This is a genomic window from Paenibacillus phytohabitans, from assembly GCF_013141775.1.
Taxonomy (GTDB): Bacteria; Bacillota; Bacilli; order Paenibacillales; family Paenibacillaceae; genus Paenibacillus_AQ; species Paenibacillus_AQ phytohabitans.
Window position 1 is genome coordinate 107,596 of sequence record NZ_WHOB01000043.1, and the last position, 26,930, is coordinate 134,525.

27 protein-coding genes are annotated in these 26,930 nt (G+C 49.1%); 19 read left to right on the forward strand and 8 right to left on the reverse strand.

The window, feature by feature from the left end; all coding sequences use genetic code 11:
• Entirely contained in the window at window positions 1-1,197 is a 1,197-nt protein-coding gene (locus tag GC101_RS16000) for an NADH:flavin oxidoreductase (RefSeq protein ID WP_171718034.1), read from the forward strand.
• 180 nt (window positions 1,198-1,377) lie between these two features.
• Window positions 1,378-1,866 carry an LURP-one-related/scramblase family protein gene (locus GC101_RS16005; protein WP_171718035.1) on the forward strand — a complete coding sequence of 163 codons (489 nt, stop codon included), beginning with the start codon at window positions 1,378-1,380 and terminating at the stop codon, window positions 1,864-1,866.
• A 14-nt stretch (window positions 1,867-1,880) separates the two neighbouring features.
• Here the strand turns inward: GC101_RS16005 and GC101_RS16010 are convergent, their stop codons facing one another.
• Entirely contained in the window at window positions 1,881-2,231 is a 351-nt protein-coding gene (locus GC101_RS16010; protein WP_171718036.1) for a hypothetical protein, read from the reverse strand.
• Between the two features lie 120 nt (window positions 2,232-2,351).
• Here GC101_RS16010 and GC101_RS16015 point away from each other — a divergent pair, with 120 nt between their 5' ends.
• Window positions 2,352-2,726 (forward strand): hypothetical protein, encoded by a 375-nt coding sequence (locus GC101_RS16015; RefSeq protein WP_039306234.1) that lies wholly within the window; start codon window positions 2,352-2,354, stop codon window positions 2,724-2,726.
• A gap of 150 nt (window positions 2,727-2,876) precedes the next feature.
• On the opposite strand, the gene GC101_RS16020 is transcribed toward GC101_RS16015, so the two are convergent.
• The 4 genes from GC101_RS16020 to GC101_RS16035 all read right to left on the reverse strand — a co-directional run bounded on the left by GC101_RS16020 (window position 2,877) and on the right by GC101_RS16035 (window position 7,816).
• Window positions 2,877-4,088, reverse strand: a complete 1,212-nt coding sequence (locus GC101_RS16020) for a CynX/NimT family MFS transporter (protein ID WP_171718037.1) — start codon at window positions 4,086-4,088, stop codon at window positions 2,877-2,879.
• Between the two features lie 224 nt (window positions 4,089-4,312).
• Entirely contained in the window at window positions 4,313-4,879 is a 567-nt protein-coding gene (locus GC101_RS16025; protein WP_171718038.1) for a helix-turn-helix domain-containing protein, read from the reverse strand.
• A gap of 88 nt (window positions 4,880-4,967) precedes the next feature.
• Entirely contained in the window at window positions 4,968-6,671 is a 1,704-nt protein-coding gene (locus GC101_RS16030) for a methyl-accepting chemotaxis protein (RefSeq protein ID WP_171718086.1), read from the reverse strand.
• Between the two features lie 254 nt (window positions 6,672-6,925).
• Window positions 6,926-7,816: a LysR family transcriptional regulator gene (locus tag GC101_RS16035; protein WP_171718039.1), complete on the reverse strand. Its 891-nt coding sequence runs from the start codon at window positions 7,814-7,816 to the stop codon at window positions 6,926-6,928.
• 108 nt (window positions 7,817-7,924) lie between these two features.
• Between GC101_RS16035 and GC101_RS16040 the strand changes: the two genes are divergently transcribed.
• The 3 genes from GC101_RS16040 (at window position 7,925) to GC101_RS16050 (ending at window position 10,998) form a co-directional block, all read left to right on the forward strand.
• A complete protein-coding gene (locus GC101_RS16040; protein WP_171718040.1) occupies window positions 7,925-9,208 on the forward strand; it encodes an adenylosuccinate synthase in 1,284 nt (427 codons plus the stop codon).
• Between the two features lie 264 nt (window positions 9,209-9,472).
• Window positions 9,473-10,555: an alpha/beta fold hydrolase gene (locus GC101_RS16045; protein ID WP_216626627.1), complete on the forward strand. Its 1,083-nt coding sequence runs from the start codon at window positions 9,473-9,475 to the stop codon at window positions 10,553-10,555.
• Between the two features lie 5 nt (window positions 10,556-10,560).
• A complete protein-coding gene (locus GC101_RS16050; protein ID WP_171718041.1) occupies window positions 10,561-10,998 on the forward strand; it encodes a MarR family winged helix-turn-helix transcriptional regulator in 438 nt (145 codons plus the stop codon).
• A gap of 22 nt (window positions 10,999-11,020) precedes the next feature.
• On the opposite strand, the gene GC101_RS16055 is transcribed toward GC101_RS16050, so the two are convergent.
• Complete coding sequence (locus GC101_RS16055) at window positions 11,021-11,860, reverse strand: YheC/YheD family protein (protein WP_171718042.1); 840 nt, start codon at window positions 11,858-11,860, stop codon at window positions 11,021-11,023.
• A 73-nt stretch (window positions 11,861-11,933) separates the two neighbouring features.
• On the opposite strand from GC101_RS16055, the gene sbnA reads away from it, so the two are divergent.
• From sbnA to hflC, 7 genes are all read left to right on the forward strand, one after another.
• On the forward strand, window positions 11,934-14,237 hold the full coding sequence (gene sbnA / locus GC101_RS36760; RefSeq protein WP_343049718.1) for a 2,3-diaminopropionate biosynthesis protein SbnA: 2,304 nt from the start codon (window positions 11,934-11,936) through the stop codon (window positions 14,235-14,237).
• Between the two features lie 20 nt (window positions 14,238-14,257).
• Complete coding sequence (locus tag GC101_RS16065) at window positions 14,258-15,223, forward strand: 2,3-diaminopropionate biosynthesis protein SbnB (protein ID WP_171718043.1); 966 nt, start codon at window positions 14,258-14,260, stop codon at window positions 15,221-15,223.
• Between the two features lie 74 nt (window positions 15,224-15,297).
• Window positions 15,298-16,809 carry a spore germination protein gene (locus tag GC101_RS16070; protein WP_171718044.1) on the forward strand — a complete coding sequence of 504 codons (1,512 nt, stop codon included), beginning with the start codon at window positions 15,298-15,300 and terminating at the stop codon, window positions 16,807-16,809.
• Window positions 16,810-16,832: 23 nt separating this feature from the next.
• On the forward strand, window positions 16,833-18,095 hold the full coding sequence (locus GC101_RS16075; protein WP_171718045.1) for a Ger(x)C family spore germination protein: 1,263 nt from the start codon (window positions 16,833-16,835) through the stop codon (window positions 18,093-18,095).
• The gene (locus tag GC101_RS16080) at window positions 18,092-19,198 is read left to right on the forward strand and encodes a GerAB/ArcD/ProY family transporter (RefSeq protein WP_171718046.1); all 1,107 of its coding nucleotides are present in this window, start codon (window positions 18,092-18,094) and stop codon (window positions 19,196-19,198) included. The genes GC101_RS16075 and GC101_RS16080 overlap by 4 nt, the downstream gene beginning before the upstream one ends.
• Window positions 19,199-19,341: 143 nt before the next feature.
• Window positions 19,342-20,364 carry an FtsH protease activity modulator HflK gene (gene hflK, locus GC101_RS16085; protein WP_171718089.1) on the forward strand — a complete coding sequence of 341 codons (1,023 nt, stop codon included), beginning with the start codon at window positions 19,342-19,344 and terminating at the stop codon, window positions 20,362-20,364.
• Window positions 20,361-21,227, forward strand: coding sequence for an SPFH domain-containing protein (gene hflC, locus GC101_RS16090; RefSeq protein WP_171718047.1), 867 nt, complete (start codon window positions 20,361-20,363; stop codon window positions 21,225-21,227). The genes hflK and hflC overlap by 4 nt, the downstream gene beginning before the upstream one ends.
• Before the next feature lie 95 nt (window positions 21,228-21,322).
• Here hflC and GC101_RS36930 read toward each other — a convergent pair whose 3' ends face one another.
• On the reverse strand, window positions 21,323-21,991 hold the full coding sequence (locus tag GC101_RS36930; protein WP_216626628.1) for an excalibur calcium-binding domain-containing protein: 669 nt from the start codon (window positions 21,989-21,991) through the stop codon (window positions 21,323-21,325).
• A gap of 289 nt (window positions 21,992-22,280) precedes the next feature.
• On the opposite strand from GC101_RS36930, the gene GC101_RS16100 reads away from it, so the two are divergent.
• Window positions 22,281-23,300 (forward strand): GGDEF domain-containing protein, encoded by a 1,020-nt coding sequence (locus GC101_RS16100; RefSeq protein ID WP_171718048.1) that lies wholly within the window; start codon window positions 22,281-22,283, stop codon window positions 23,298-23,300.
• 21 nt (window positions 23,301-23,321) lie between these two features.
• On the opposite strand, the gene GC101_RS16105 is transcribed toward GC101_RS16100, so the two are convergent.
• A complete protein-coding gene (locus GC101_RS16105) occupies window positions 23,322-23,873 on the reverse strand; it encodes a dihydrofolate reductase family protein (RefSeq protein WP_171718049.1) in 552 nt (183 codons plus the stop codon).
• A 223-nt stretch (window positions 23,874-24,096) separates the two neighbouring features.
• On the opposite strand from GC101_RS16105, the gene GC101_RS16110 reads away from it, so the two are divergent.
• Genes GC101_RS16110 through GC101_RS16130 form a run of 5 tightly spaced genes read left to right on the forward strand, consistent with a single transcriptional unit; the run spans window position 24,097 to window position 26,658 of the window.
• Window positions 24,097-24,402 (forward strand): PadR family transcriptional regulator, encoded by a 306-nt coding sequence (locus GC101_RS16110; RefSeq protein WP_281365892.1) that lies wholly within the window; start codon window positions 24,097-24,099, stop codon window positions 24,400-24,402.
• A complete protein-coding gene (locus tag GC101_RS16115) occupies window positions 24,402-24,749 on the forward strand; it encodes a DUF1048 domain-containing protein (protein ID WP_171718051.1) in 348 nt (115 codons plus the stop codon). Before GC101_RS16110 ends, GC101_RS16115 begins: the two co-directional genes overlap by 1 nt.
• Before the next feature lie 12 nt (window positions 24,750-24,761).
• A complete protein-coding gene (locus tag GC101_RS16120; protein WP_171718052.1) occupies window positions 24,762-25,103 on the forward strand; it encodes a DUF1048 domain-containing protein in 342 nt (113 codons plus the stop codon).
• A 24-nt stretch (window positions 25,104-25,127) separates the two neighbouring features.
• Window positions 25,128-25,886, forward strand: coding sequence for an ABC transporter ATP-binding protein (locus GC101_RS16125; protein WP_171718053.1), 759 nt, complete (start codon window positions 25,128-25,130; stop codon window positions 25,884-25,886).
• Window position 25,887: 1 nt separating this feature from the next.
• Window positions 25,888-26,658 (forward strand): ABC transporter permease, encoded by a 771-nt coding sequence (locus GC101_RS16130; RefSeq protein ID WP_171718054.1) that lies wholly within the window; start codon window positions 25,888-25,890, stop codon window positions 26,656-26,658.
• The last annotated feature ends 272 nt before the right edge of the window (window positions 26,659-26,930 follow it).

A 26,930-nucleotide genomic window follows, 5' to 3' on the forward strand; every position in this document is an offset into this window, starting at 1 on the left:
ATGAGCAGGCAGCATTATAAGGTATATTCCGAAGGAAGAATCGGCAATCTCGTCATGAAAAACCGGCTGGTGCGCTCTGCTACAGGTGAGAGCCAAATGTCGACGGACGGGAAAATCTCGCAATCGGTTCTGCAGGTGTACAAGGATCTGGCGCTGGGCGGAGTCGGAACCATCGTTACCGGCGCCATGGCGGCAACGCCGACGGCCAAAAGAACGGAGGGCCAATATTGCATCTACGATGACGATTTCATTCCCGAGGTAGCCAAAATCGCGCACACCGTTCATGAGACCGATCCGGAATGCATCGTCATCGCGCAGTTAAACCATCCCGGCCGGCAGGTGCATCACTATGTAACGGCGGACTGCATCGCGCCCTCGGCTGTGGAGTCTCCGATTCTGATCAAAAAAGCCCGGGAGCTGCAGCCGGATGAAATCGGGCAAATCATCCAATATTTCGCCAATGCGATTATCCGGGTTCAAAAAGCCGGGTTCGACGGTGTGCAGTTTCATGCGGCGCACGGCTATTTGCTCAGCTCCTTCCTGTCCCCTTATACGAATAGGCGTACTGACAGATACGGCGGTTCGGTGCAGAAGCGGGCGAACATTATCCGGGACATCGTTGCGCTGGCGAGAGAGGAAGTTGGAGACTTTCCAATCCTCATCAAGCTGAACTGCGACGATCACGTAGAAGGCGGCATTAACAAGGACAACTTCCCGGAGCTGCTGGACGAAATCGCAACGACCGGCGTCGACGCCATCGAGGTAAGCGGGGGCATGTGGGATTGTCTCGTCCGGACTGAGGACGAATTAGGCTTTACACCGGTCCCGATTCCCGAAGCAAGAACGAAGATTGGCGCGCTTGCCAAGCAGTCGTATTATTATGATTATATCAAGGATATCCGTCTCTCCATTCCGCTTATCCTGGTAGGCGGACACCGTAATATCGAGCGGATGGAAGAGATCGCGCAGAACGGAAACGCCGATTTCCTGTCGCTGTGCCGTCCGCTTATTTCCGAGCCGGATTTGCCTAACCGCTGGCTGCACGGGGAAGGACTCACCAGGGCGGATTGTATTTCCTGTAACGCCTGCCTGCTTGTACTGCGTAAGGAATTTTGCTGTCCGTATAAGAAATACGGTAAATTGAAGGAGTTGTATCTCGCGACGAATGCAGAGAATTGGAGGGAGACCTTCAAGTAGGCATCAAGCCCGGCCGGTGACTGAAATGCCTGAATGCCTGAGCCTGTTCATAGGGTTCAGGCTTTTTTTGTATACATGGGCGTATGTCAATGACTACATTGCTGGTTAATGTTAAATAGTTGCCTCATACTTATAGTATTCAGAAAGCAATCAGATTCTATGACATAGGAGGAGACGGGGATGACGGAGCTTTTTATTAAGCAGAAGGTGTTCAGTCTAAGCGAGAAGTTTACGGTGAAGAATCAGCAGGAGCAGGATGTCTATTATGTAGAGGGCAGTTTTATGCGGATTCCAAAGACATTCTCCATTATGAATACAGCTGATGAGGAAGTCGCACTGATTACCAAGAAGGTATTCAGCTTTTTACCGAAGTTTTTTGTGGAGGTGGACGGCCGGGAGGTGCTCACGATTAAGAAGGAATTTTCTTTCTTGAAAGCACGATATACGATTGATTCGGCAGACATTGAGGTGCGTGGGAACTGGTGGGACATGGATTTTCAGGTCATCCAGCGCGGAGCTGTCATAGGTGAAGTCAACAAGAAGTGGTTCACCTGGGGCGATAGCTACAGTGTTCAAGTATTAAAGGAAGAGATGGAGGCCATCATCATCGCGATTGTGGTTGCCATTGATTGTGTGAAGGCTGACCATGCCGCGGCTTCCCAGCAGTGATTATTACCGTGCAGTTATCTGAAAGCTTTTCTATACTCTCCTTCAATCAGGACAGCGATAACGGAAGCCTCGTCCTGGCCATCAACTTCATAAAATGGACTCCCCTTCGGGGCAATGGTTGAATCGCCATCCTGCTCCGGCAAGGATTTGTCCGGGTCGATGTACCTTTTTACAGTTCCGATTTCTTTGCCTATCCGCTCTGCTTCGATTGTGTCATCAGTAACTACGTAGGCTTTGTTATTCCATACAATAACTGGTGGGTAGGGAAGTACGGGATATTCGGTAGTGTTATCCTTAGGTGAACACCCTTGAAATATAATGATGAATACAATCAAGATGAAGGTTTTTTTATAAATTTCATCCACCCACTTGTCTATTATTGAGAGTGATTACCAAATATTTTACGCGTTAACTTCAGAAACAGGAAATCAGGAAGCAGTGACATCCGAACGTTGTGAAGTGAAATCACTGAAAGGGTGGACTATATGAGTCTGATCGTTAGCATAATTAAAAAAAGAGATATAATTGTAGATACTGAATTATTGGAAGCGCAGGTACCAGAACCACATAATAATTTATTCGGGTTTGAGTCATACAGAGAAAAGCTCTGGGGAAACGATTTTATAAATGAGCTGGGATGTAAGATGTTATATTCTCTAGGAAGTACAAATATATATGCATATGATGAAGATTTAGATAAACTGAGAAGTGAATTCCTGATTTTGCTGGATAATTTAGATGGTATACAACTACATATAGACGATTTTAGAGACTTTATTGAATTTGCAGCAGGAAATGCTTTGGAAATGATAAAGATAGCACTTACGGAAAAAGATAAGGTTGGTATTGCGATTTGGTAAGTGTATTTTGATCATCAGCGTTAATGAAACTGCAATAATCTTAAGTCACATATTTAGCGGTAGCCATGGATGTAATAATATCCTTGACTGCCGCTGTTTTGTTGAGCTAATGTTCTACATTACTATAGCTGTGAATCCTTGTGGCGGGTATTAACCACGTTGACTTGACTTGCTGCCTACAAAACGGTTACTTGCTGCTCCTATACCGACTATGAAGAGTAGGACAGAAGCTCCAAGCAGAATGAAGAGCGGCAGGTTCCAGCTATTTGTGGCATCATGCAGATAACCGATAAGGGCAGGGCCGATTGCGGCAAGAAGGTATCCGACGGATTGGGCCATGCCTGACAGTTCTGCTGCCTGATGCGCGTTATGAGTACGTAACCCGAAAAACATCATGGATAAGCTAAAGGCAAAGCCTCCGCCAATTCCGAGTATTATGATCCACAACAAAATGATATTGGAGCTTCCATAAAGCATTCCTAGCGTTCCTGTCAAAAGTAAAATGGTTGTGATGACCACCAGGGAACGCTGGTTTGACATACGCCCGGCTATAACAGGGACAATAAAGGTAAAGGGAAGCAGCGCTAATTGCATAATTGAGAGATACCATCCTGATTGGTTTAAGTCAATGCCTTGCTGTTGTAGAATTTCAGGCAACCAAGCGATCAGTACATAGAAAATCATGGACTGCGTACCCATAAACAGCGTCACTTGCCACGCAAGAGGTGAACGCCAGACATTCACATCATTGCCAGCCTGCTGTTGGCCCGTCAGGGTTGTTTGCTTCGTATGATTTCTCATTTGAGGTAACCAGCAGAGAATCGATATAAAGCTTAGGATTCCCCATATTCCCAAGGACCCCTGCCATTTGAAACCAGCATCCGCGGCTAGCGGTACACTGATTCCCGATGCGACGGCTCCGGATAAACTCATTGAAATTGCAAAAATACCAGTCATGGAACCGATTTTGTGAGGAAAATTACGTTTGATTAGACTCGGTAATAATACATTACAAATTGCAATGGCGAATCCGAGAATTGCTGTTCCAATATACAGATTTACAGCGCCAGATAAAGAACGTACTCCAATACCAACAGTCAGAAAGATCAGGGCAATCAAGATTAAAAGTTCTACTCCATGCTTCCGTCCCAGTTTTGGGACTAGAGGCGATAATAAAGCAAAGGTAAGCAGAGGTACCGTTGTTAAGAGGCCCGCTAAAGTATTGGAAATATGAACGTCATCCCTTATAAGGCTTACTAAAGGACCGACTGAAGTTAAGGGAGCACGTAAATTAGCTGCAATAATGATAATGCCGAGTATTAGCAGCCCAATAGATGATGGTGAATTTTTTTTATTCGGCATTCTTCATTCTCCTACCAGAACAGTATAGTATAATATCCGCGCGGACAACGAAAGTATAATATAATATATTAAAATTGACAATAAGTATTTTATAATTAACGATTTTAAGGAATTTAATTCCTGAATATTTAAAATTATTACATTCGTTAAAAACAAAAATGCAACGCTGCGTTCCCATATATAAATGGAATACAGAGTTGCATATTGTAGTGGGGCTTTGAATTTTAGAAACCATATTTCAAGGCTATATGGAGTACTGTTTCGCTATTCGTATTATTGGTATAAGAGTGAGGACTATCTGCACGAAAACTGATTGTATCATATTGATTCAAGGTGTAACGCTCTCCATTGACTTGAATTTCAATAGAACCCGTCATTACTGTTGCAATTTCAGTTGTATTTACATGATGACCTTCAGGATGGTACGAACTATTAGGTTTTAAGTAAGCCCGGCACATTTCAATGTCGTTGCTGGCATTTTTGAAGACGGGCTCTATGCTCCAATTCTTATTGTCATTCGAAAACCGGAGCCCTTCGCCTGCCCGGTACAAGCTGACGGGGTCCTCTGATTTGAACAAAGCCAACAATGGTAAAGAGATGCCTTTTGAAATTTTCCATATCATCGCCAGAGTCGGATTGGTCTCGCCGCGTTCGATATTCCCCAGAGTAAGTTTGCTTACGCCCGTTGATTCCGCTAAATCCTCCAGACTCATGTTTTTTTCTTTTCTGTACCTTTTCAAGGCACTGCCGATTTGTAATACAAGTTGTTTTGATTCATCGATTTCATCCATTGGATATTCACCTCAACAAATAACTGTATAGCTAGTATATTGTTTATTCTGACTCTTTACCATACGAGCAGTATTTGAGGGTGACTACCTAGACTTTGAATTTATTAATCTGTCCCTGCAATTCTTCTGCCATCCTGGAGAGGAATTCTGCGGAGGATGCAATCTCTTCCATGGAAGCGAGCTGTTCCTCGGTTGCAGCAGATACATTATGAACCCCGCCGGATGCTTCCCCGGCAATACTGGAGATCTGGCTTATATATCCGACCACTTCATCTGCGCTGGCTGACATTTCTTCTGAACCGGCAGATACTCCCTGAATGTCATCAGCGACCCTGTTCACGGCTTCGTAGATATGCTCGAATGCTTCTCCAGCCGCTGTAACAATCTCAATTCCGGCTTCGGTTTCATTGCTGTTCACCTTCACAGCCAGGATTGCATGGTTTGTATCATTCTGAATCAGCTGGACCAGATCGGTAATTTTCTGCGCGGATTTCGAGGATTCCTCGGCTAGTTTACGTACTTCTCCGGCAACAACAGCGAAGCCCCGGCCGTGTTCCCCTGCACGCGCAGCCTCGATAGCCGCATTCAATGCGAGCAGATTGGTCTGACTTGCGATAGTATTAATTACCCCGGTAATACTGCCAATCTCAGCAGAGCGTTCCCCCAGACCGGTAACCAGCTCGGTCAGTGAGGATATGGAAGTACGGACGGAGCCCATTTGGTCCACTGCCTGCCGGATAACCTTATTGCCTTCAGCCGATTGATTCGCCGCATCTACTGCCAATATGGATACGCTCTGGGCCAGGAGGGCGATCTGCTCTGAACCATCGGCCATCTCGCTCATTGCCTGTGAAGAATTATCCACCATCTTCACCTGATCAGAAGTCCCTGCAGCCAGTTGCTCGACAGTTTCGGAGATTTGCTCGGAGGCTTTCGCATTCTGCTCTGCACTCGCCAGCAATTCTTCCGATGAAGCGGCTACCTGCTCGGAAGTCATGGAGACGGATTGAATCATCGCACGCAAGTTACTTGTCATGATATTGAAGGAGGCGGCCAGTGTACCGAGCTCATCCTTGTTTTTAAGTGTGATCGTTTCTCCGGTTAAATCACCGTTCGCTATAAGCAACGCCGAAGCGTTCATTTTCTTAATGGGTTTCGAGATCATCCCGGCTATGAAGAAGGCGATGAATAAGGCGATCAGGAAGGATATAATTGTTACCACCAGAATGATGGTAAATGCACGATTTGCTTCTGACAGTGAATCTTTGGTAGCCTGTCCTGATAAATCACTGCCCATGGCAATTAGCTTAGCGAGTGTATCATTGGCTGTGTACCATAACGGGTAAGCCTCTGTATGCAGCCTGCTGGCTTCTCCAAAGTTGTTAGCTATTCCAAATTCGATAAAAGCGGGCATTTTCTCCAGATAGCCGTCATAGTTGTTGCTGAAGGTATCATACATGGTCATCGCTTCGTCACTGCCCTCAATGAGTGTGATCAGCTGTTTGCGCTCCTCCTCAATCTTGACCTGGAGCTGCTCCAAAGCTTCATTCATCTTCACAATTTCATTCGGATCCGTCTCAACGATGACGGCAAGAGCCAGCCGCTCCACATCTGAAACGTCACCATTCATCATGCCAAGTAAGCTGACGCTTGGCATCCACTCTTGATCGATTTCATCGGCAGTTTCAGACATTGCATAAATCTGATTTAAGGCATAGGTGCTTACGAAGGCAAGCAGTGCAGCCACAACCAGAAACCCGGCCAATAATTTCATGCGAATCGTCAACTTCATTCTCCCCGATAGGTTTCTCTCTGTGTACTTCATGTTTCCCACTCCTCAATATGCTGCGCAAAAATAGGTGTCAAATGTATATCGACAGCTTTTAGCATAAATTGAAGATATGAAAATTATAATCATGCAAAATTAATGTAAATTCCTGCGTAACAAAGGGAGACACGGAGTGGAAGATTTGGATAGGAAAAGCAAAGCGGAATGAAATAGTGTAACATGTAGAATTCGAGGGATACATATTTGCTTGACCACACTCAGGTCATTCTAGGTAATAGCTCTAAGAAAGCCCGGGTCGCCGAAGACAGTGGGACTCCCCGCAGTGTCGCAATCCCGATCCGCCGTTCAGGTATTGGAGGATTCAAGGGAATTTCAACAAGCTTACGCGAACTCAGTTCATCTGTGATGTAATTCCGCACGACAAAAGCAAGACCAAATCCGCTACTAGCGAATTGCACGAGAAGATCCACGCTTCCCAGCTCGAATTCGGGCTCCAGCGTTACTCCACATGAAGCGGCATAATGATCCAAATAACGCCTTGTGCTGCTTCCCGGCTCCAGGATCAGCAGAGGATAGTGATGGAGGGCTTCGATGGCAAGCGGGCCTTCTGCCGCCAAATTCTGAAAGTCCTTTCCCCCGACAAGACTGTCCTGGATCGGTTGGCTCTCGTAGAATTCGACCTGTTTGTCAGAGGCAGGCAGACTGACTATACCGAAGTCGATTTTTCCTTCCTTAAGCAGCGTTATTGTCTCTGGTGTCGTCCGGTTCGTGACCCGGATTCTGATCCGGGGGTGCAGGGCATGAAACTGCTCCAGATACGGTAACAGGAAATATTTGCACAACGTGTCACTTGCCCCGATTGCGATTTCTCCGCTGTTCAAGTTATTCATCTCTGCAAGGGCCTTTTCTCCGATATCTACGAAATTGAAAGCCTGCTCCAGGTAATGAAACAGTACCTCGCCTTCCTTGGTTAAGATGACTCCTTTAGCAGTGCGGAAGAACAACTGTCCACCAAGGGAGTTCTCCAGCTGTTTAATGGTATGGCTGACAGCCGGTTGAGTGATATGAAGATGCTCTGCTGCCCGCGATAAGCTGCCAGTTCTGGCAATCCAATAAAAGACCCGATACCATTCCAAATTGATAGGCATTCATATTACCTCTCTTTATACCTAGTATTACTAATATGCATTATTCTAATATACTTTGCTTAGATTATCATTAGTTTTGTAAGCAAATTAGGATTGGAGGCCATGAATATGACAGTAACAGCAATCGTGGGTGCAAATTGGGGAGATGAGGGCAAGGGGAAGGTGACAGACATGATGGCAGGTGCTTCTTCTTATGTGGTGAGATATCAAGGCGGAAGCAATGCAGGACATACGATAATTAATCCTTTCGGCAAATTCGCGCTGCGGATGCTTCCTTCCGGGGTTTTCTATTCCAACGTGGTGAACGTTATCGGCCCCGGAGTGGCTGTGGATATCGAAGTGCTGCTGCATGAACTGGAATCATTAACCGTTAGAGGAGTCCCGGCCCCTCAATTACGAATATCGGAGAGAGCCCAAATTGTACTGCCAGTGCACAGGTTGCTGGACGAGCTCGAAGAGAACCGGTTAGGAGGACGCAGCTTCGGTTCGACGAAACGCGGAATTGCCCCGTTCTATTCCGATAAATATGCCAAGCTTGGCATTCAAATCTCCGGCTTATTCAACAAGGCATATCTTCGTGAACGGCTGGAAAATCTGTTGGAGAGTAAAAACATATTGCTCCAGCATCTTTATGGTCAGTCTTCCATTAAGGTAGATGAGTGGTTATCCAAGTTAAGTGAGCAGGCAGACGCTATTGCTCCTTACCTGTGTGATACGACATCGTTATTACATAAAGCCTATCGAAATGGAGATGGGATTCTGCTGGAAGGTCAGCTTGGGGCGCTTAGAGATCCTGACCATGGGATATATCCTTTCACGACCTCCTCCTCTACACTTGCCGGATATGCTTCGGTAGGGGCCGGGCTTCCGCCGTATTCGATTGAGAAGATCGTAGCGGTAACAAAGGCTTATTCCAGTTGCGTCGGCGCAGGGCCATTTGTTGTGGAACTGGAAGATATGGAAGGCGATGAGCTTCGAAGCCGGGGTGGAGATGCCGGTGAGTACGGAGCGGTAACAGGACGGCCTAGGAGAGTAGGGTGGTTTGATGCGGTCGCGACGCGATATGGCTGCAGAATCCAGGGAGCAACCAGCGTAGCTCTTACAAACCTGGATGTCCTGGGTTATTTAGATGAGATTCCGGTATGTGTGGGATACGAGATCGGGGGGGAAGTCGTAGACGAATTCCCTTACCAGGATAAGTTAAGCCTGGCCAAACCCGTATATAAGCAGCTTCCGGGCTGGAAATGCGATATATCGCAGATTACAAAGCTGGAAGACTTACCGGAAGCCGCAAGAGATTATATCGATTATATAGAATCAGAACTGGGAGTGGGGATTACGACGGTATCTGTCGGCCCGAACCGGGAGCAGGTTATCCTCCGCTTGTCTTAGGGTGTTTGTGAAATTTGTACTGCTACTCCTGTCCCGGCTGACAGATTAATTGATTATTTAATGTGGATAGCGCTGAAGAGGCCAATCGCAGCTAACGGAGGTTAGCGCAACTGGTCTCTTTTTGCTGTACAGCATGAAATAATATCAATAGGCGGCAGAACACGCATAGGATAAAGCCTTTGACCTCGCTATTTCAGGAGTTGAACTAGAAAGAATTTAATAATATAATTGACTTAGTCAACTAATATATATCAAGGAGGAAATATGCAAATTGTTAAAAGGTTAGACTCCATGCCCAAGATCATCCTGTTCATACTGGCCATTATTATTCTTGCTATCATTATTGCCGGTGTCATTGGTATTATCTACATGAACAATTATAAGAATCCCTGGGATAAGAAGCTTGCAGAAGCAGGTATTACAGAGAAAACCTCTCAGGCGGGAAAAGTGAAGTTTAATTATGCCGAGGGACCGGACAATGGTCCGCCATTGCTTCTCCTACATGCCCAGCTGCTGGACTGGTATACTTACAGTGAAGCGCTGCCGGAGCTGTCCAAGAAATTCCATGTATTTGCCGTTGACTATCCGGGTCACGGGAAAACTGTAGTTCCAGATAATTATCCGATGACAGCCAATCAGATAGGAAGTGATCTGGCCACGTTCATAGATACGGTCATTCAGGAGCCGGCTTATGTCACGGGCAACTCATCGGGCGGATTATTGACAGCCTGGCTGGCTGCGAATGAACCTGAGCTCGTAAAGGCGATTGTGCTTGAAGATCCGCCGCTGTTCTCTGCGGAGTATCCTGCAATCAAACAGACGATTGCATACAAGTCATTTACAACCAGCTATAATGCGATACAGAATGGGTATAATAACGATTTTCTTATGTATTGGCTGAACGGCAGCAAAACCTTTTTCAAAAATAATGTGGGGCCATTTGCTGAACCTTTAATTGAATTTGCGGTAAATACCTACAGAAAAGCCAACCCTGGAGATCCGGTTGGAATTGTCTATCTGCCGCCGGTTGTACGGGAATTAATCAGAGGACTTAATTACTATGATCCGCTTTTCGGCAATGCTTTTTATGAAGGAACCTGGAATGAGGGCTTTGATCATGCGGAGGCTCTGGCAAAAATAAAGTGTCCGGCATTGCTTTTGCAGGCCAATTACACCATTACTGCAGAAGGCATACTGGATGGTGCAATGACCCAGGGGCAGGCGGAGCGGGCGGCTTCCATAATTCCTGATGGTGAGTTCCAGCGGGTCGATTCTTCGCATGTTATTAACCTGGAGCATCCGGATCAATTTGCTGCAATTATTGAAGATTTCTTTTTAGGAGAATAAAACATATGGACATGGACAACACCCGAATCATAAGATCCTTTGGAATTCTTAACCGTACATTCTTAAGTTATATCTCCAAGACCCTCATGCACAAGGATCTTTCCTATTCAGACAGTATATTCTTAGTCAACATTGGCGGCAGGGAAGGGACTTCACAAGAGGAAATAGCCCATTCCCTGGCCATAGACAAGGCTGCTGTTGCACGGTCGGTGAAGAATATGGAGAGTAAGGGATACATTACTGCCGTGCAGTCCCGGGCTGATAAAAGAGCGAAAGAACTGTACCTGACAGCGTCCGGCAAAGAACTGTATCAATTCATGCAGCAAATAAATGATCAGTGGGTTAGTCAGGTTATGCAGGATCTGGATGCTGATGAGGTGGAACGGTTCAATCAAACAATGGCTAAGATCAGTGAACGGGCCAAGAACGTTCATAAGCATTGATATCTTCATTATATCTTGGACTTCACATCATCCCCCGCTTAGCCTTCATGCACTTCAGATTATAGGTGCGGCCGTAGGCTTTGGCGTATCTGATCATTTGGTCAAGCATACGGGTGTCCTTCAGTTTGGTGAACGGGCAGGGATCGGGGGCGGTATTCACCTCCAGAATCCATGGGCTAAGCCGCCGGTCTAAAGCGAAATCTACGCCGATTTCATTCAGCGCCGGATAGGCAGAGCTTAACTGAATGGCAGACTTCACGCCAAGTTCGTTCATTTGCGTGATCAGAGCACTGCGCTTCTTCAGGCTGGTGTGAACGCCAAGCAGTTCCTCGACCGGATATATGGTCCCGCCCTGACTTCCATTCGTAACCACCTTCTGCGGATGCGCGACGCGTCCTGCCGCTCCTGTAGCTTCCCACTTTCCCTGAGGATTGCGCTGCACCATTACGCGGATATCAAACGGCCGCCCGCCGTATGTCAGAAGACGGATGCCCTTCTGTACTAAATAGGATTTCCCTCCGGTCTCCTCCATGATTGCTTGATATGCCTTGTCATAATCAGCGAATGTGCTCACCCGTGTACCTGCCTGATAGCGGTAGGTGCATTTTTGCGTCACGACAGAATCTCTCCCGCCAGAGCTGCCCCGGCTTGCAGGTGTCCTCTGTTCAACCCGGATCACCCCCTCGCCAAGTGAGCCGCAGCAGGGCTTAATATATACCATCTGGTATATCTGCAGCATTGCATGCAGAACACTCCGGCTCATTCTTCGTGTGTCCGGGATATGCCTCTTTAATTCCGGCTTCTCCGCCAGTACTCTTGTCTTCGTCAGTTTACTGGAAATACGGCTGATCTGCTTCTTCATCGTAACCCTCCGTCCGGTAGCTTCTTATAGGCCATAGTACGGCAGAGAGCGGGCTTTTGATTGGGCAGACGTGATGGGCAGAACACACCGGGAGATTGCTACATATGTTATTGAAGGTGTGAATCCAAGGGGCTGCGGCATGCAGCCGGAGCAGGAGGCATCCATGATGCTGATGGACAATTGGCGGGATAAAGTACTTGAAGTCATCGGGCAGTTCCCCTGGTACAAGGGACTCATTAGCAGTGAGACTACGAACTACAGTCTGCAGAATCTTCCCCTGATAACCGCGGACATTCTTGAAACCCATTATTATAGCAGCTCACCCGATGCTTCACTCGCCGTATACCGGACATCGGGTACAAGTACAGGCCGGCGCAAGGCTATAGTCTACTCAGAAGAAGATGACGCCCATTATATCAATATCAAAACAAAGCTGTTCGGTGAGTTGATTGCAGGCAGCGGATGTACAAGGGCGCTGGCCGATATGGGAACCGGACATGCTGCGAATACGGCGCTGGCCATTTTCGAACGGCTGGGACTTGTCAGCAGCTCAATCCCCTTCGAGCTGCCGATAGAGCAGCATATCGAGCGGATTCAGACATTTAAGCCCGACCTGCTGTATACGATGCCCTCTATCCTGGACCATATCGTATATGCTGCTGAAGATCCGCGTTCGCTCGGAATCCGCAAGATCATTCTGGTCGGTGAGATCGCTACTGTGGAGTGGCAGCGGAATATGGCCCGGCTGTTCGGCCTTAAGCCGCAGGACATTACCGATACGTACGGGTCTATTGAAATGGGCACCATCGCGTACTATTCGCATGATCTGGGCCGGTATATCTTTGCTGACGGAATTGTTGCGGAAGCCATCGGAACTGAGGCGTTAGGGGAAGGGCTGGACCCTCTGGGAGTTGGCGAAGGCATCCTGGTGCTTAGCTCAACAGTCCGCAGGCTGCTGCCCGCCATCCGTTTTGTCACCTACGATGTCGTAAGGGATTTCAGGACAGTGAAGATAGACGGGACGGAGAAGCAGAGCTTCGGGTCCATCGTCAAACGGGTGGGCCGCGAGCTGAAGCACGGGGAGAAGATCAGCATCTACGATATTGAACAGGTGGTCTATCGTCATCTCCAGGATGCAATGATCCGGGTCCAGGTCAGCAATAATGCATTAACTGTGTATATCCAGAGCAGATCTGCGGTTCCATCCGCAGTTCCGGCGATCAGGGAAGAAATCAGGGAATGCATTCCGGAAATCGGTCTGATGATCCGCAATCATCTGCTTGACGATATCGAGGTCATTCTGGCAGCAGACGGCGGGAAGCTCCAGACCGGACAGGTGAAGAACAAGAAGCTGTATTATCAGAAGGATGGAGTCAATGACAGGGCAGAGCTGAACCTGGACACCGGTATCTTGTCGGCCATCGGCAGGACGCCATTGATCAGGCTGGACCATCTGTTTCCGCGAGGCGGGTTCAGCGTCTACGCGAAGCTGGAGCTGATGAACCCGGGAGGAAGCGCGAAAGACCGTCCGGCACTGTGGATGATCCGGGAGGCTTGGAAGGAAGGTCTCATCGGGCCGGGTACAGTCATCATTGAATCAAGTTCGGGAAATATGGCGATCAGCCTGGCTATGATCTGCAAATATCTGGGGATGAGCTTCATCAGCGTTGTGGATTCCAGGACGACAGAGGTGAATCTTCAGATTCTGAAGGCCCTGGACGCAACCATCGATTATGTTGCCTGTCCCGATCCCGAAACAGGGGAATTTCTGCCGGCCAGACTGAAGCGAGTGCAGCAGCTGCTCGCGGAGGTACCGGGCAGCTACTGGCCGAACCAGTATGCGAACCCCAATAATTATCTGTCCCATTATCATACAACCATGAAAGAGATCGTGGCTGAGCTTGGACAGGTGGATTATCTGTTCTGCGCTGTCAGTACATGCGGGACGATCCGCGGGCTTGCAGAATACGTGAAGGACAACGGGCTGCAGACCCGGATTGTGGCTGTTGATGCAGCAGGCAGCGCAATTTTTGGCGGCAATCAGGAGAAACGGCGGTTCCCCGGCCTTGGTGCCGGTATTGTGCCGCCTTTTTGCAGAACAGATCTGATTGACCATATTGTGCATGTTACTGATTCCGATATGGTTCAGGGCTGCCGCGCGCTTGCGCGGAAGGAATCGGTTCTGGCCGGAGCGTCCTCCGGGGCAGTGCTTGCGGCTATCCGGCAGATGAAGCAGCAGCTCCCTTCCGGAGCTGTCTGCGCCGCTATACTGCATGATAAGGGTGAACGTTATCTCGATACGGTATTCTCGGATTCCTGGGTTCAGAGCCAGTTCGGACAGCAGCTGCCGCCAGCAGATGAAGAGTTCCTAACTTGAACGCATAAGGAGGAGACAGGTTGCTGTACTTAAATGACCAGGATCTGCGGGCAGTGGGCCTGAATTGGGCTGCTCTTGCAGAATCAGCAGAAGCTGCGGTGCACCTCATCCATTCCGGTGATTATGTGCAGCCGGTAAAGCCCTACCTGAGGTACAAGAATCCCCGTAACCGGATCATTGCCATGCCGGCTTATGCCGGGGGGAATGTCAATACAGCCGGGATCAAATGGATTTCCAGCTTTCCTGACAATATCAGGTCGGGTCTCCCGCGTGCGCATAGTATCATCGTATTAAATGACCAGGGTACGGGCCAGCCCACAGCTATTCTGAACTCGCCGCTTCCCAGCATCGTCAGAACGGCTTCTGTCAGCGGGCTGATGATCCGTCATGTGCTGCAGAGCCGTTCAATGGAGCGGATTCAGCTTGGCATTATCGGCTGGGGGCCTATCGGGCAATATCATTGTCAGATGGCTATGGCTCTGTTCGGTGACCGGATTGAACGGATCCGTATCTACGATATACGGGGAGCAGACTTGTCAGGAATTCCATCTCTATACATGGAGCGGATGGAAGTGGCAGAGACGTGGGCGGATGTCTACTTGCATTCTAATATTCTCATCACCTGTACAGTGTCCGATCAGCGGTATATTGATATTCCCCCCGCCAAAGGCATGCTGCTGCTGAATGTTTCACTGCGTGATTACAAGCCGGAGGCGCTGGCTTCACTGAAAGCGATCATCGTCGACGACTGGGAGGAAGTATGCCGGGAGAATACGGATATCGAGCAGCTTCACCTGGAACAGGGGCTGACCCGTTCCGGAACACAGACGCTTGCCGATGTCGTCTGCCGCCGCAGTCTCAGTACATTCGCCGCCGATGATCCAATCCTCTTCTGTCCGATGGGCATGGCTGTTTTTGATATCGCTGTGGCGGTGCATTATGTTAAAAAGGCGAGAGAAATGGGGATTGGGACTGAGCTGGCTTAAACGGTGAATGTCCTGGATCTATGCATAATTTCGTCCCCTCCAGCAAATACCAACAGGAGGGGGATGGATGCCGCATGGAACAACAACAAACAGCCAAAGAGCATAATGAGCCAGAGAGATTGTATCCGGATCTTGCGTTCAACGTAGAACGGATGGAGCTGGAGTTTCTGGGCTGCTCTGATATTATGTACCGGAATTGCAGCATTGACGGGACCAACCGGGCAACACTGATCTATGTGGACGGGATGTGCGATACGCATGCCGTGGATGAATTTGTGCTGCAGCCGCTGCTGGAGCATTTCCGCAGAAGCACTAAGGTCAATGAAGGCAGAGAGGCAGAGCTGAAGGAGGTCTTTATTCCGACGCTGCAAATCCGCATAGTCTATGATACGAAGGAAGTCATCCAGGCCGTACTGCGCGGGGAGACGGTCATTTTCACAGAGGGCAACGCTTTTGCGATGGTGGCCAGTCTGATCAAGATGGAGAAACGTTCGATTGAGGAGGCTACCTCGGAGAAGGTCGTCCGCGGCCCGCGGGATGCATTCATGGAAACGCTGCGGACCAATACCTCGCTCCTCCGGCGGCGTATCCGCTCCTCCAAGCTGAAGCTGGAAAGTATGACACTCGGCAGTATCACGGAAACGGATATTGTAATCGGCTATATGGAGGGGATCGTCAAGGAGAGCCTGATCAAGGAAGTGAGAGCCCGTCTGCAAAAAATCCAAATTGACGGGGTCATTCATTCCAGCAATATCGAAGAATACATTGAGGATAACGTATTCTCGCCTTTTCCGCAGATTCAGAATACCGAGCGGCCCGACGTGGCGGTCTCCAGCCTGCTGGAAGGCAAGGTTATTATTATTACGGACAACACGCCGTTTGTGCTCATCGTTCCAATGACTTATTGGTCCGGGCTGCAGGCTGTAGATGATTATACCGACAGATTTATGTATGCCACCTTTGTGCGCTGGATCAGATATACCTTCGTCCATACTTCACTTTTATTGCCTTCCCTTTACGTGGCATTGACCACTTACCATCTGCAGGTCGTGCCTACACCGCTCGTGGTCAGTATTGCCTTTGCCAGAGAAGGCGTTCCACTTCCGGCAGTGTTTGAGGCTCTGATTATGGAGTTTATCTTCGAGGGTCTGCGTGAAGCGGGAATCAGGCTGCCCCAGCAGGTAGGGCCTGCGGTGAGTATTGCCGGAGCCCTTGTTATTGGACAAGCGGTAGTAGCTGCGGGAATCATATCTACACCCATGGTAATCATTGTGTCTCTGACGGGGATCGCTTCTTTTGCTTTTCCGCTGTATAACCTGGGAGCTGCCTACCGGATGCTCCGGTTTCCTCTGCTCATTGCCGCCGGAATTCTCGGCTTCTATGGAATTGTATTGTTTCTGATTATGCTTTCGGTGCATATGGTGACGCTGAAGCCGTTTGGTATACCTTATATGGCGCCTTATGCGCCGCTGTCCATGGAGAATCTGAATGATGTGCTTGTACGTGCACCCAAATATAAGATGCGCAGGCTGATGCCATGGCTGACCAATGGCAAGACTGAGCGGTTCCCCAAACGCACCAAATAACCGGCAGGAAGGGACGGGGGCATATGTTCAGGAAAATAAGCTCTGTATTCCTCGCCTTATCCCTGATTCTGACCGGCTGCTGGGACCGTCAGGAATTGAACGACCAGGCAATTGTCCTGGGCTGGGGCATGGACTTGATGGAGAACGGAGAATATCTGGCTACGGCCAATCTTGTGCTGCCGCTGGTATCCAAATCAGGCGGTCAGGAAAGCGGAGGACAGAGCAGCACATCCGGGTTCATGACCGAAAGTGCCTTCGGCAAGAACAACAGGGATGCCGAACAGAATATGCAGAGAAAGCTTTCGCGGGTACTGTTTCCGGGACACCGGCGGAATATCTTCATCGGGGAGAAGCTGGCGGAGAAGGGGGTCTTCTCCATCATGGACGAGTATGGCCGAAGCCCGATGGTCCGCCCGCGGTCGAATATTTTTGTTGTCAAGGGCGGGACTGCGCAGGAGGCGATGAGCATTGCTTATCAGCTTGAAGCCAATCCGGCAATTGCCGTGCAGAAGATTCAGGAGAAAAGCGGGGCACCCATCAGCCGCTCACTGCTGGACTTCTTCATCATGGCCAATGGCACCGGTTGCGGCGTCATGCCTGCACTCTCGATTGAAACTCCGGAAGTAAATACGGACAAGAAGACACCGGAGGATAGCCCGCCGCAGACGACCTTAAGCTTATATGGGGCGGCTGTTTTTAATGAGAAGCTGAAGCTGGCGGGATATCTGAATTATGATGAATTCTGGGTCAGACTCTGGATTACGAACCGGCTGGCCTTCCGGAATTTCACTACAATTATCAACTCTATTGATGCCGACAAGCCGGGGGGAGCGGCAGCGGATGCCCTCTCTGGAGCAACCAGGGGCAAGACCGTGAGCATTAATGTGGACACCTTCAAGAGTCAGATTACGCCGGTTATGACCGGAGCTCTGCCCAAATTCCGGATTCTGCTGGAGGGAAAGGGGTTCATTGAAGAGAATAATTCACCGCTGAATCTCTCGAGGCCGGACAATGTGCAAAAGGTCGAAGCCCGGATGAATCAATACCTTGAAGCGAGGATTAAGAAAGTCTTAACCAAAGTGCAGAAGGATTTCAAATGTGATATCTTCGGTTTCGGAGATACGATTCATCACCGCCATCCGTATCAGTGGAAGAAGCTTGCTGCGGATTGGGACACGATCTTTCCGGATATTGATATGGACATTACCGTTAAGCTGAACCTCACCGGAACAGGCCTGACAGGACAATCGCTGCTTCCAACGAGAGACGGCGGTGAAGAGAAATGAAGATCAACAACCGGCAGCTGTTCTGGATGATTATGATGCTGGAAATCGGGATCAACCTGCTGATTTCGATGACAGCAACGATTCTTTATGCCAAGCAGGACGCCTGGATCTCCTATATTCTGGCTGGAGGCGCGGGTCTGGTCATTACCTATATTGCGTCCAAGCTCAGCTCCCGGTATCCCCGGCAGACTTTGATAGAGTACAGTGTGACTATTCTGGGAAAATGGGGCGGCAAGCTGATTGTCATTCCGTTCATTCTCCAATGGTTCTGGGTGATCAGTCTCATTCTGCGTGATGAATTCTTGTTCATACGCTTGAGTGTCCTCTATAAAACACCTGCCTGGGTAGTCATCGGAACGATGCTGGGCGTAGTTATATACACGGTCTATCATGGAGGCATTGAAGCCATCGGCAGGGTCAGTGAGCTGTGGGGGCCGATTCTGATGATTATTCTTGCGCTCACCTTTGCACTCACCATCAATAATCTCAACTGGCCTATGCTGCTGCCGGTCTATGCAGATACCGGACCCGGACCTATTATGCAAGGTGCTCTGGCGCCTGTCTCGCTGCTGGGCGAATCCGTTCTGCTCATGATGCTGTTCCCCTTTGTGGAGCATCCCGGCAAAGGAACCCGCAAGGCGGTGCTGCTGGGAGTGGCCTTATCCTCGGTAATGCTGCTGTTTGGCGTATTGTGGGTCATTATGACCTTCGGTCCGGCTGTAAGCGGACGGCTGCAATTTCCTTTTTTTGAGATGGTCAAGCTGGTCTATCTGATGGAGTTTATTCAGAATATGGATATATTTGTGATGGCGGTGTGGCTGGTCTGCATATTCGTCAAGCTGTCCATCTATATGTTCATTACCAGCTATGGCGTGGCCCAGTGGACCGGCAAGACCGGCAGCTGGAAAAAAATATCCCTGATCGTAGCCGCAGTCTCGTTCATCCTCACCATGCTGGTGATCATTCTGAATCCTCCGGCCGGGCTGCTGCTGAAGGGGGTATGGATCACTTATGTGCTGCCTGTGAATATGATCGGAATTCCGCTATTCCTGTGGCTGGTTTCTGCTGTGAAAGCAAACTTTCATACAGATATCCGGCGCTAGTCTTACTGCGAAGAAGAGAAACGCAGTAAAATCCAATAAGATTAGACAAAGTCGCGAAATTTGCGACTTTTTTGTTTTATTTACGTATATGTATCTCTATATAGACTTAAATACGTAAAAAGGAGCGATGCATCTTGAATTTCATGAATGGGGATGGGAATAATCCGATCCCGGGACGCAAGCTTCCCGAGCTGAAACCGGGAATGTACAAGAAGATTGGATTAGGGGTAGCCGCTGCCGCTGTGTTGATTTATATTGGCGCAACTTCATTCTATACCGTGCAGGAGCAGGAACGTGCAGCTATCCTGACCTTCGGCAAATACACCAACGAGTCCTCGGCAGGACTTCATTTCAAATGGCCTTATCCAATACAGGAAGTGATAACGGTGCCTGCGGAACTGACCCAGCGGATACATATCGGGTACCGCCAGGAGGCAGATGGAGCTGTAGCTGTTGAAGATGAGGCGATGATGATTACAGGCGATGAGAACATCGTATCTGCCGATGCTGTAGTACAGTGGAAGATCAGCAATGTCCGCAATTATCTGTATAACATTGATGACCCGGACAAATTTCTGCGTAACTCGGCCAGCTCCTCCATCCGTGCGGTCATTGGTTCCGAGAAGCTGGATTATGCCATTACAGACGGAAAGACGGTTATTCAGGATAAGGTCCGGGTGCTGCTCGTCGATCTGCAGAAGAAATACAACACCGGTATTCAGATCATTGATATCAAATTCCAGGATATAGAACCGCCGAGCGGCCAGGTAGAAGAAGCCTTCCGCGAGGTTACCAATGCCCGTGAAGAGAAGAACACGAAGATTAACAACGCCAAGAAATATGAGAACGATATCATCCCTAAGGCACGCGGTGAAGCGCAGGCGCTGATTGAGAGAGCCGAAGGCGAGAAGAAATCACGTATCCTGAATGCGCAAGGCGATGTAGCCCAGTTTAACGCCATATTTGCCGAATACAGCAACAATAAGAGCGTAACCGAAAGCCGGTTGATTCTGGAGACACTGGAGACTATATTACCTAGCGCCAAAATCTTCATTACCAACTCGGATAGCGATACTGTGAATTATCTGCCGCTGAATGAGCTGATGCGCAGCACTCCGGTCAGCCCGTCAGCTTCGGCCACGCCGCAAGGAGGAGATGCAGAGTGACAAGAAACCAGATCATCGGACTGATATCAACTATTGTTCTAGCTATTTTGCTTGCCGGCTCTTTGTATGTAGTAAAGGAGGGCGAATACAAGGTAGTCCTGCGCTTCGGTGAAGCGATGCGTACCGTTGAGGAGCCTGGACTGAGGCTGAAAATCCCTTTTATCGAGAATGTCTCAGCTCTCCCCAAGTATCAGATGACATACGAAAGCTCACCTACCAGCATTCTGACGAAGGACCAGAAGCCGATTGTGGTTGATAACTATACCGTCTGGAGAATTACCAATGCCTCGCAATTCCTGAGAACCGTACAATCGGTAGGCGGCGGGATTCAGCGTATTGATGAAGCGGTATATAACTCCGTGCGGCGCAAGCTGTCCGAAGTCAATTATGAGAATATTATCAGTGAGGACACCGGACGGGGCAATATTAACGATGAGATCACCAATGATGTCATTGCCGCCTTAACCCGTGATAATTACGGGATTGAAGTGATTGACGTACGGATCAAACGTACGGATCTGCCGGAGGAGAACAAACAAAGTGTATACAACCGGATGATATCGGACCGCCAATCCATCGCTGCGCGTTATCTGTCCGAGGGTGACGAGGAATCCAAGAAAATCACCTCCAAGGCCGACCGTTCCTCAAGAGAGCTGATGGCCCAGGCCGAAGCCGATTCTAAGAAAATCATCGCTGAAGGAGAAGGAGAGGCCGCCAGGATCTATAACCAGGCTTATGGAAAGTCTCCTGAGTTCTATAGCTTCTATCGTACGCTGGAGAGTTACGTGACCACGCTGAAGAATGAGCCGGTTATCATGATGCCGATTGATTCGCCATATGCCAAAATATTGATGGGGCAATAACCTCATCTGATCTATTGGCGGAATGTAAATATGAGAGGCCCATGCGGTTTGCGCATGGGCCTCTTTGATATGCTGCTGAGTGTATTCACCTATTTTTATTCACAACCTACGCCGTCACCATCCCGATCCAGTTTGCGTGAGTATCCTGGCTCTCCGGCGCGAATAGGATCAGCTCCTGCTGCCCGAACAGCATCACAATTCTTGTAATACACATCCTGGACAGGTGCTTTAGTGGCCGCAGGTTTTTTGGTGGCCTTGGGCTTGGTTGTGGTAACAGGTTTGTTGGTAGCCTTGGGCTTGGTTGTGGTGACGGGTTTGTTGGTGGCTTTGGGTTTGGTTGTGGTGACGGGTTTCTTAGTTGGAACAGGTTTCTGTGTTGGAATGGAGGCAAGTGTATTTCTTGAGACACCCGGCTCCTCTGTTGCAACAGACTTCGTAGTGGCCGCAGGAGCTGGTGAAGGGGCTGAGGCGCTTAAAGTCTGATCTTCGGTTTTGGGAATAATAACGATTGCAATAATGAAACAAAGGAGCAGCTGAATACCTGCGTACTTTGAAACCTTCTTCCGGTTACGGTTATCCTCATCCCCCCACCAGATCACTTTCTGAGGGAAGATCATTCCGAATAACCAGACAGGGATGGCGGCGAGGGCAAGGAAAAGGAAATTGAAGGCGATTACTACAAGGAAAGGGAAGGATAATAGCAGGAGGATTTCAAACAAAATAACAACTGCACTAATGATGAGAGCTTTTTTTGAACGTGACATAATAAACCCCTTTAATGTATTAGTTGACTCCAATTAGTTTAACAATTAAAGGAAGTTTTTTCTATATAAAAAGACTCCATCTTTCGACAAAAATGCAAACGATTTTGGGGGTTATTTTGATAGAGAATTACACGAATGTCCATGCTATACTGATGGGGTGTCTTCAACTATCCCTCATTATAGAATCAAAAGGGGATATCACTTATTTTGTAAGGGGTATGTTATGCTTGTTAATTTGCTCATCAATTTTTCATTGCTTACTACGTTTATCTTTTTCGGGGATATGATATTGGCCCTCTTAAAAGGAAAGCGGGCGTTCTCCAAGCTTCAATTACATGCTTTATACGGAATCGGGTTTGGACTGTTTGGCATTGTTCAGCTGTATTTTGCTTTTCCTTTAGGCGATGGCACCATTATAGACTTCCGGCAAGTCTCGATCCTGGCAGCCACATATCTTGGCGGGCCTGTTACGGGGATGATTACGACAAGTTTAATTGCTTTGTTCCGGCTTTTTTTCCTTGGTGAAATTAATGAAGCGACCCTATTGGGTGTTGTAAATATCGTGATTACTTTTCTGGTGGGCGTTTTTGCTTTTTCGCTTAAAATCCCCGCATTTTACCGGTGGCTGGTTGCAGCTTGCGGGATGGTCATACTCTCCACCTGTATACTGCTTCCTCTGGTAGGCTGGACTAACATAGGCACGATTCTTTTATTTGACATGATCTGTTTCATGGCATGCCTGTTTAATTATCTGCTCATTAACCACCTGGAGAAATCCCATGACGCATTAGAAATGTTTAAAGAGGCGGCAGAGCGGGATTTCCTTACGGGACTCCATAATCCCCGGTCCTTTAATCTGATTTTCAAAAAAACGGCGGAAATAAGCGCGCTTCAGAATGAACCGTTCTCTCTGCTGTTAATAGATATCGATCATTTCAAGGTTGTTAATGATACATACGGGCATGCGGCCGGAGATGTGGTCCTGTCCAAACTCGCTGATATTCTCCAGTCCGGTATCCGTATACGCGATTATTGTGCGCGCAAAGGAGGGGAAGAGTTCGCGGTTCTGCTTCTGCGGTGTACGGCGGATAAGGGCATGACGGTTGCCGAGAAGCTGCGTTCCTCGGTTCAAGACAGCATCTTTGTACTTCCTGACCAGTCCCAGCTAAGGATAACGATTTCTGTAGGGGTTTCTTCTTTTCCGGAATCTGCCCCGGCAGAAATGCTGGAGAAAGCCGACGAAGCTCTATATGAGGCTAAAGGAAAAGGCAGAAACCAGGTATGCTATGCTGAAGCGCGTCTTACATAAACTCGGTGATCAGTCAGGCGGTTAACGGACGGGCGTATAGCGGAGCACCACGACGCCGGAGCCGAAGGTTGTGGTCCCGCTCAGCTTCAGATCCAGCCGGTCATGGACTCCCCCTAACAATTGGGGACCGTGTCCGGCAACGATTGGCTGTACCAGGAAGTGATATTCATCCACCAAGTCTAGCCCTGCCAGAGTGGAGCCCAGGCCGGGACCGCCATTAACGATCAGGCTCTTTCCTTCTGCCGTAAGCTGCTGCACTTCCTCTGATATGGTCCCCGTTAGCAAAAAAGAGTTCTGCCACGACAGGTGATCCAGCGTCCGCGAGAAGACATACTTGGGTTTCAGGTCGAGCTTACGTGCAAAGTCGACCATAAATTGGGGTCCTTCACCGCTGCTGGCAATGGCTGGCCAAGCACTCTCCATCAGCTGGTAAACTTTACGTCCAAATAGCAGACCATCGGCCTGGTCCATCAAGTCCACCGTGTACTGGTGCAGCTCTTTATCCGCAATTACCTGAGTGTGGTCACAGCAACCGTCCAGTGTCACATTCATCTGTAGAATTACACGTCCCATATGCAGCCTCCTTAAGTTACATTTTAGCCCACTAAATACAGCTTTAGTTTAACGGAGGAGGGGGGATTAAACAAATCCGCCCTTTAGCTTCATTATCAGCTTAATCAGATTAACAGCTATTGACAATCCGCTACTATGTGTTACTATGTAGTGGTAGTAAGTAATACTGAATACCAGTCATACAGAGTAGTAAGGAGGAATTGTGCTGGATAATCTAACGGAAATGCTCAAGGGTGTACTTGAAGGCTGTGTCCTTGAAATAATAAGCCGCAACGAAACCTACGGTTACGAAATCACAAGGCAGCTGAATGCCCTCGGCTTCGCTGATGTTGTAGAGGGAACGGTGTACACCATCCTGATCCGGCTTGAGAAAAGCCAGCTGGTCGATACCACTAAGAAACCTTCGGATATGGGGCCGCCGCGAAAGTTCTTCGCGCTGAATGATGCGGGGCGTGAGGAGCTGCAGAAGTTCTGGGGGAAATGGGAGTTTGTATCATCCAAAATGAACGAGCTAAAGGAGAGAAATTAATGAATTTTTGGGAAAAGATCACCGGCAGAGATATGACCAAAGAATTCCAGGCTTTTGAGCTGCGGGTAAAAAAGCTCCCGGCTGATTATCAGGCGGCCTGGGAGAAAATTAAAGCTGAGCTTTGGCCGCACTCTGATTTCACCGGCCGTAACCTCATGCCCATTCTTGACGGTGTGCTTGGCCTGCTGGAAGAAACGGCGGCGGACGGCCAGAATGCCCGGGAGGTATTAGGTGACGATATCCGGGGCTTCTGTTCAGCGCTGGCTGGTGAAGAAGGGGCAAAGTCTTACCGCGACAAGTGGCGCCAGCAGCTTAACGATAATATTGCCCGGAAATTAGGGAAGTAGGAGGAGGATACAATGAAAATACGGGATATGATCGAGGGCAAAAAAGAGTGGCGGGCGCATGTTGCGCGTGTCAAAGCACTGCCGCAGGATTACCAGATTGTCTATAAAGAGCTGCAAAAATATCTGTTTAAGGTCGGTCCTGTGGAGCTGACAGAGGGGAATGGCTTGCTTTCGGGGATTGTCGATCTTTTTGAGGAGGGCGCTGCATTGGGGAAAGGGGTGCTCGAGGTGACGGGCAGTGACGTAGCGGCGTTCTGCGACGAGCTCATCAAAGATTCCAAAACCTACGCTGACCTCTATCAGGAATCTGTGGACCAGGAAGTAGCCAAGGCCATGAAAAAGGCAACGGACTAAACAAAGTGAACGGGGGAAGCAGAAATGGGCAATGCCATTGAAGTGAAAGGACTGCGAAAGTCCTTCAATAATATAGAAGTTCTGAAGGGCGTCAACTTTGAGGTGCGGAGCGGCGAAATTTACGCTCTGCTCGGTTCCAACGGTGCGGGGAAGACAACGATTGTCAGAACCCTCACTACCTTGCTGAAACAGGACGGGGGAAGTGCCACCGTAAACGGCTTTGATGTCGCATCGAAGCCGGATCATGTACGCCAGTCGATCAGCCTGACCGGACAGTTTGCTGCCGTGGATGAGATATTGACCGGGCGGGAGAATCTGATCATGATCGCCAGGCTCCGGCACCTGAATCATCCGCTTCAGATAGCAGACGATCTATTGAAGCGGTTCGGCCTGACCGAAGCCGGGAGCCGCAGAGTATCAACCTATTCAGGCGGGATGCGCCGGAGGCTCGACATCGCCATGAGCCTTGTGGGGGAACCGCAGCTTATCTTCCTTGACGAGCCGACCACCGGACTTGACCCCGAAGGGCGGATCGAAGTCTGGAAGACAGTCAAAGAGCTTGCCGCCAAGGGCACGACTGTATTTCTGACCACGCAGTATTTGGAGGAGGCCGAACAGCTGGCCGATCAAATCGCTATTCTGCATGAGGGCAGAATTATTGCCAGCGGCACACTCACGGAGCTGAAGAAGCTGTTCCCGCCTGACAAGGTGGAGTATGTGGAGAAACAACTCACATTAGAAGAGATATTCCTTGCCATCACCGGTAAAAGGGAGGGAAAGTAAAATGGAAATGACAGCGAGACACTTCTTCAGTGATATGAGCGTTATGCTTGGACGTTCCATGCGCCATATTATCCGCAGCCTGGATACCATCATCACAGTCACCATCACTCCAATTGCCATGCTGCTGCTGTTCGTTTATGTATTCGGCGGTGCAATTCAGACCGGCGCGGAGAGCTATGTGAATTACCTGCTGCCCGGCATCCTGCTGATCGCAATTGCCAGCGGCATCTCTTATACGGCCTACCGGCTGTTCATGGATATGCAGAGCGGCATCTTCGAACGGTTCCACTCGATGCCGATTGCGCGTTCGGCGGCGCTCTGGGGACATGTGCTGACCTCACTCGTGTCCAATGCGATTTCGGTTGCCGTCATCATTCTTGTAGCGCTCCTTATGGGCTTCCGCTCTCCGGCTGGCGTATTATCATGGCTTGCCGTGGCCGGTATACTCGCACTGTTCACGCTGGCCCTGACTTGGATCGCGGCGATTGCCGGACTGTCCGCCAAATCGGTGGACGGCGCAGGGGCCTTTTCCTACCCGCTAATCTTCCTTCCCTTCATCAGCTCCGCATTTGTGCCTACTGAAACGATGCCGCGGGCTGTCCGCGCCTTTGCCGAGAACCAGCCGGTGACCTCCATAGTGGAGACTATCCGCGCCCTGCTGGCGGGGCAGCCTGCCGGACATGACATCTGGACTGCACTTGCCTGGTGCCTGGGGATACTGATTGCCGCATATCTGTTTGCGATGCGCATATACAAACGTAAGGCGGCGTGAACGGCTGCCCGGTTTCTGATATCAAAAGCATGGCGCCTTCCCGAACCTTCCGGGACAGGCGCCATTTCTGCGTGCGGCCTAGGTATTGGCTCAGCGTTTCAATTGCTGGTGTTCTTTGACGCCTTAGCTGCGGTTTTACCGGTTCATCGGCTTTCTGTGGCTGATTTTTGATGACTTGTCATGAAATCCTGCACATAATACAACATTTCCCCTCACATATCGCCCCAAATCCGAAATTGTTGTATGAAATGCAGGATTTTACCTTTTTCTAG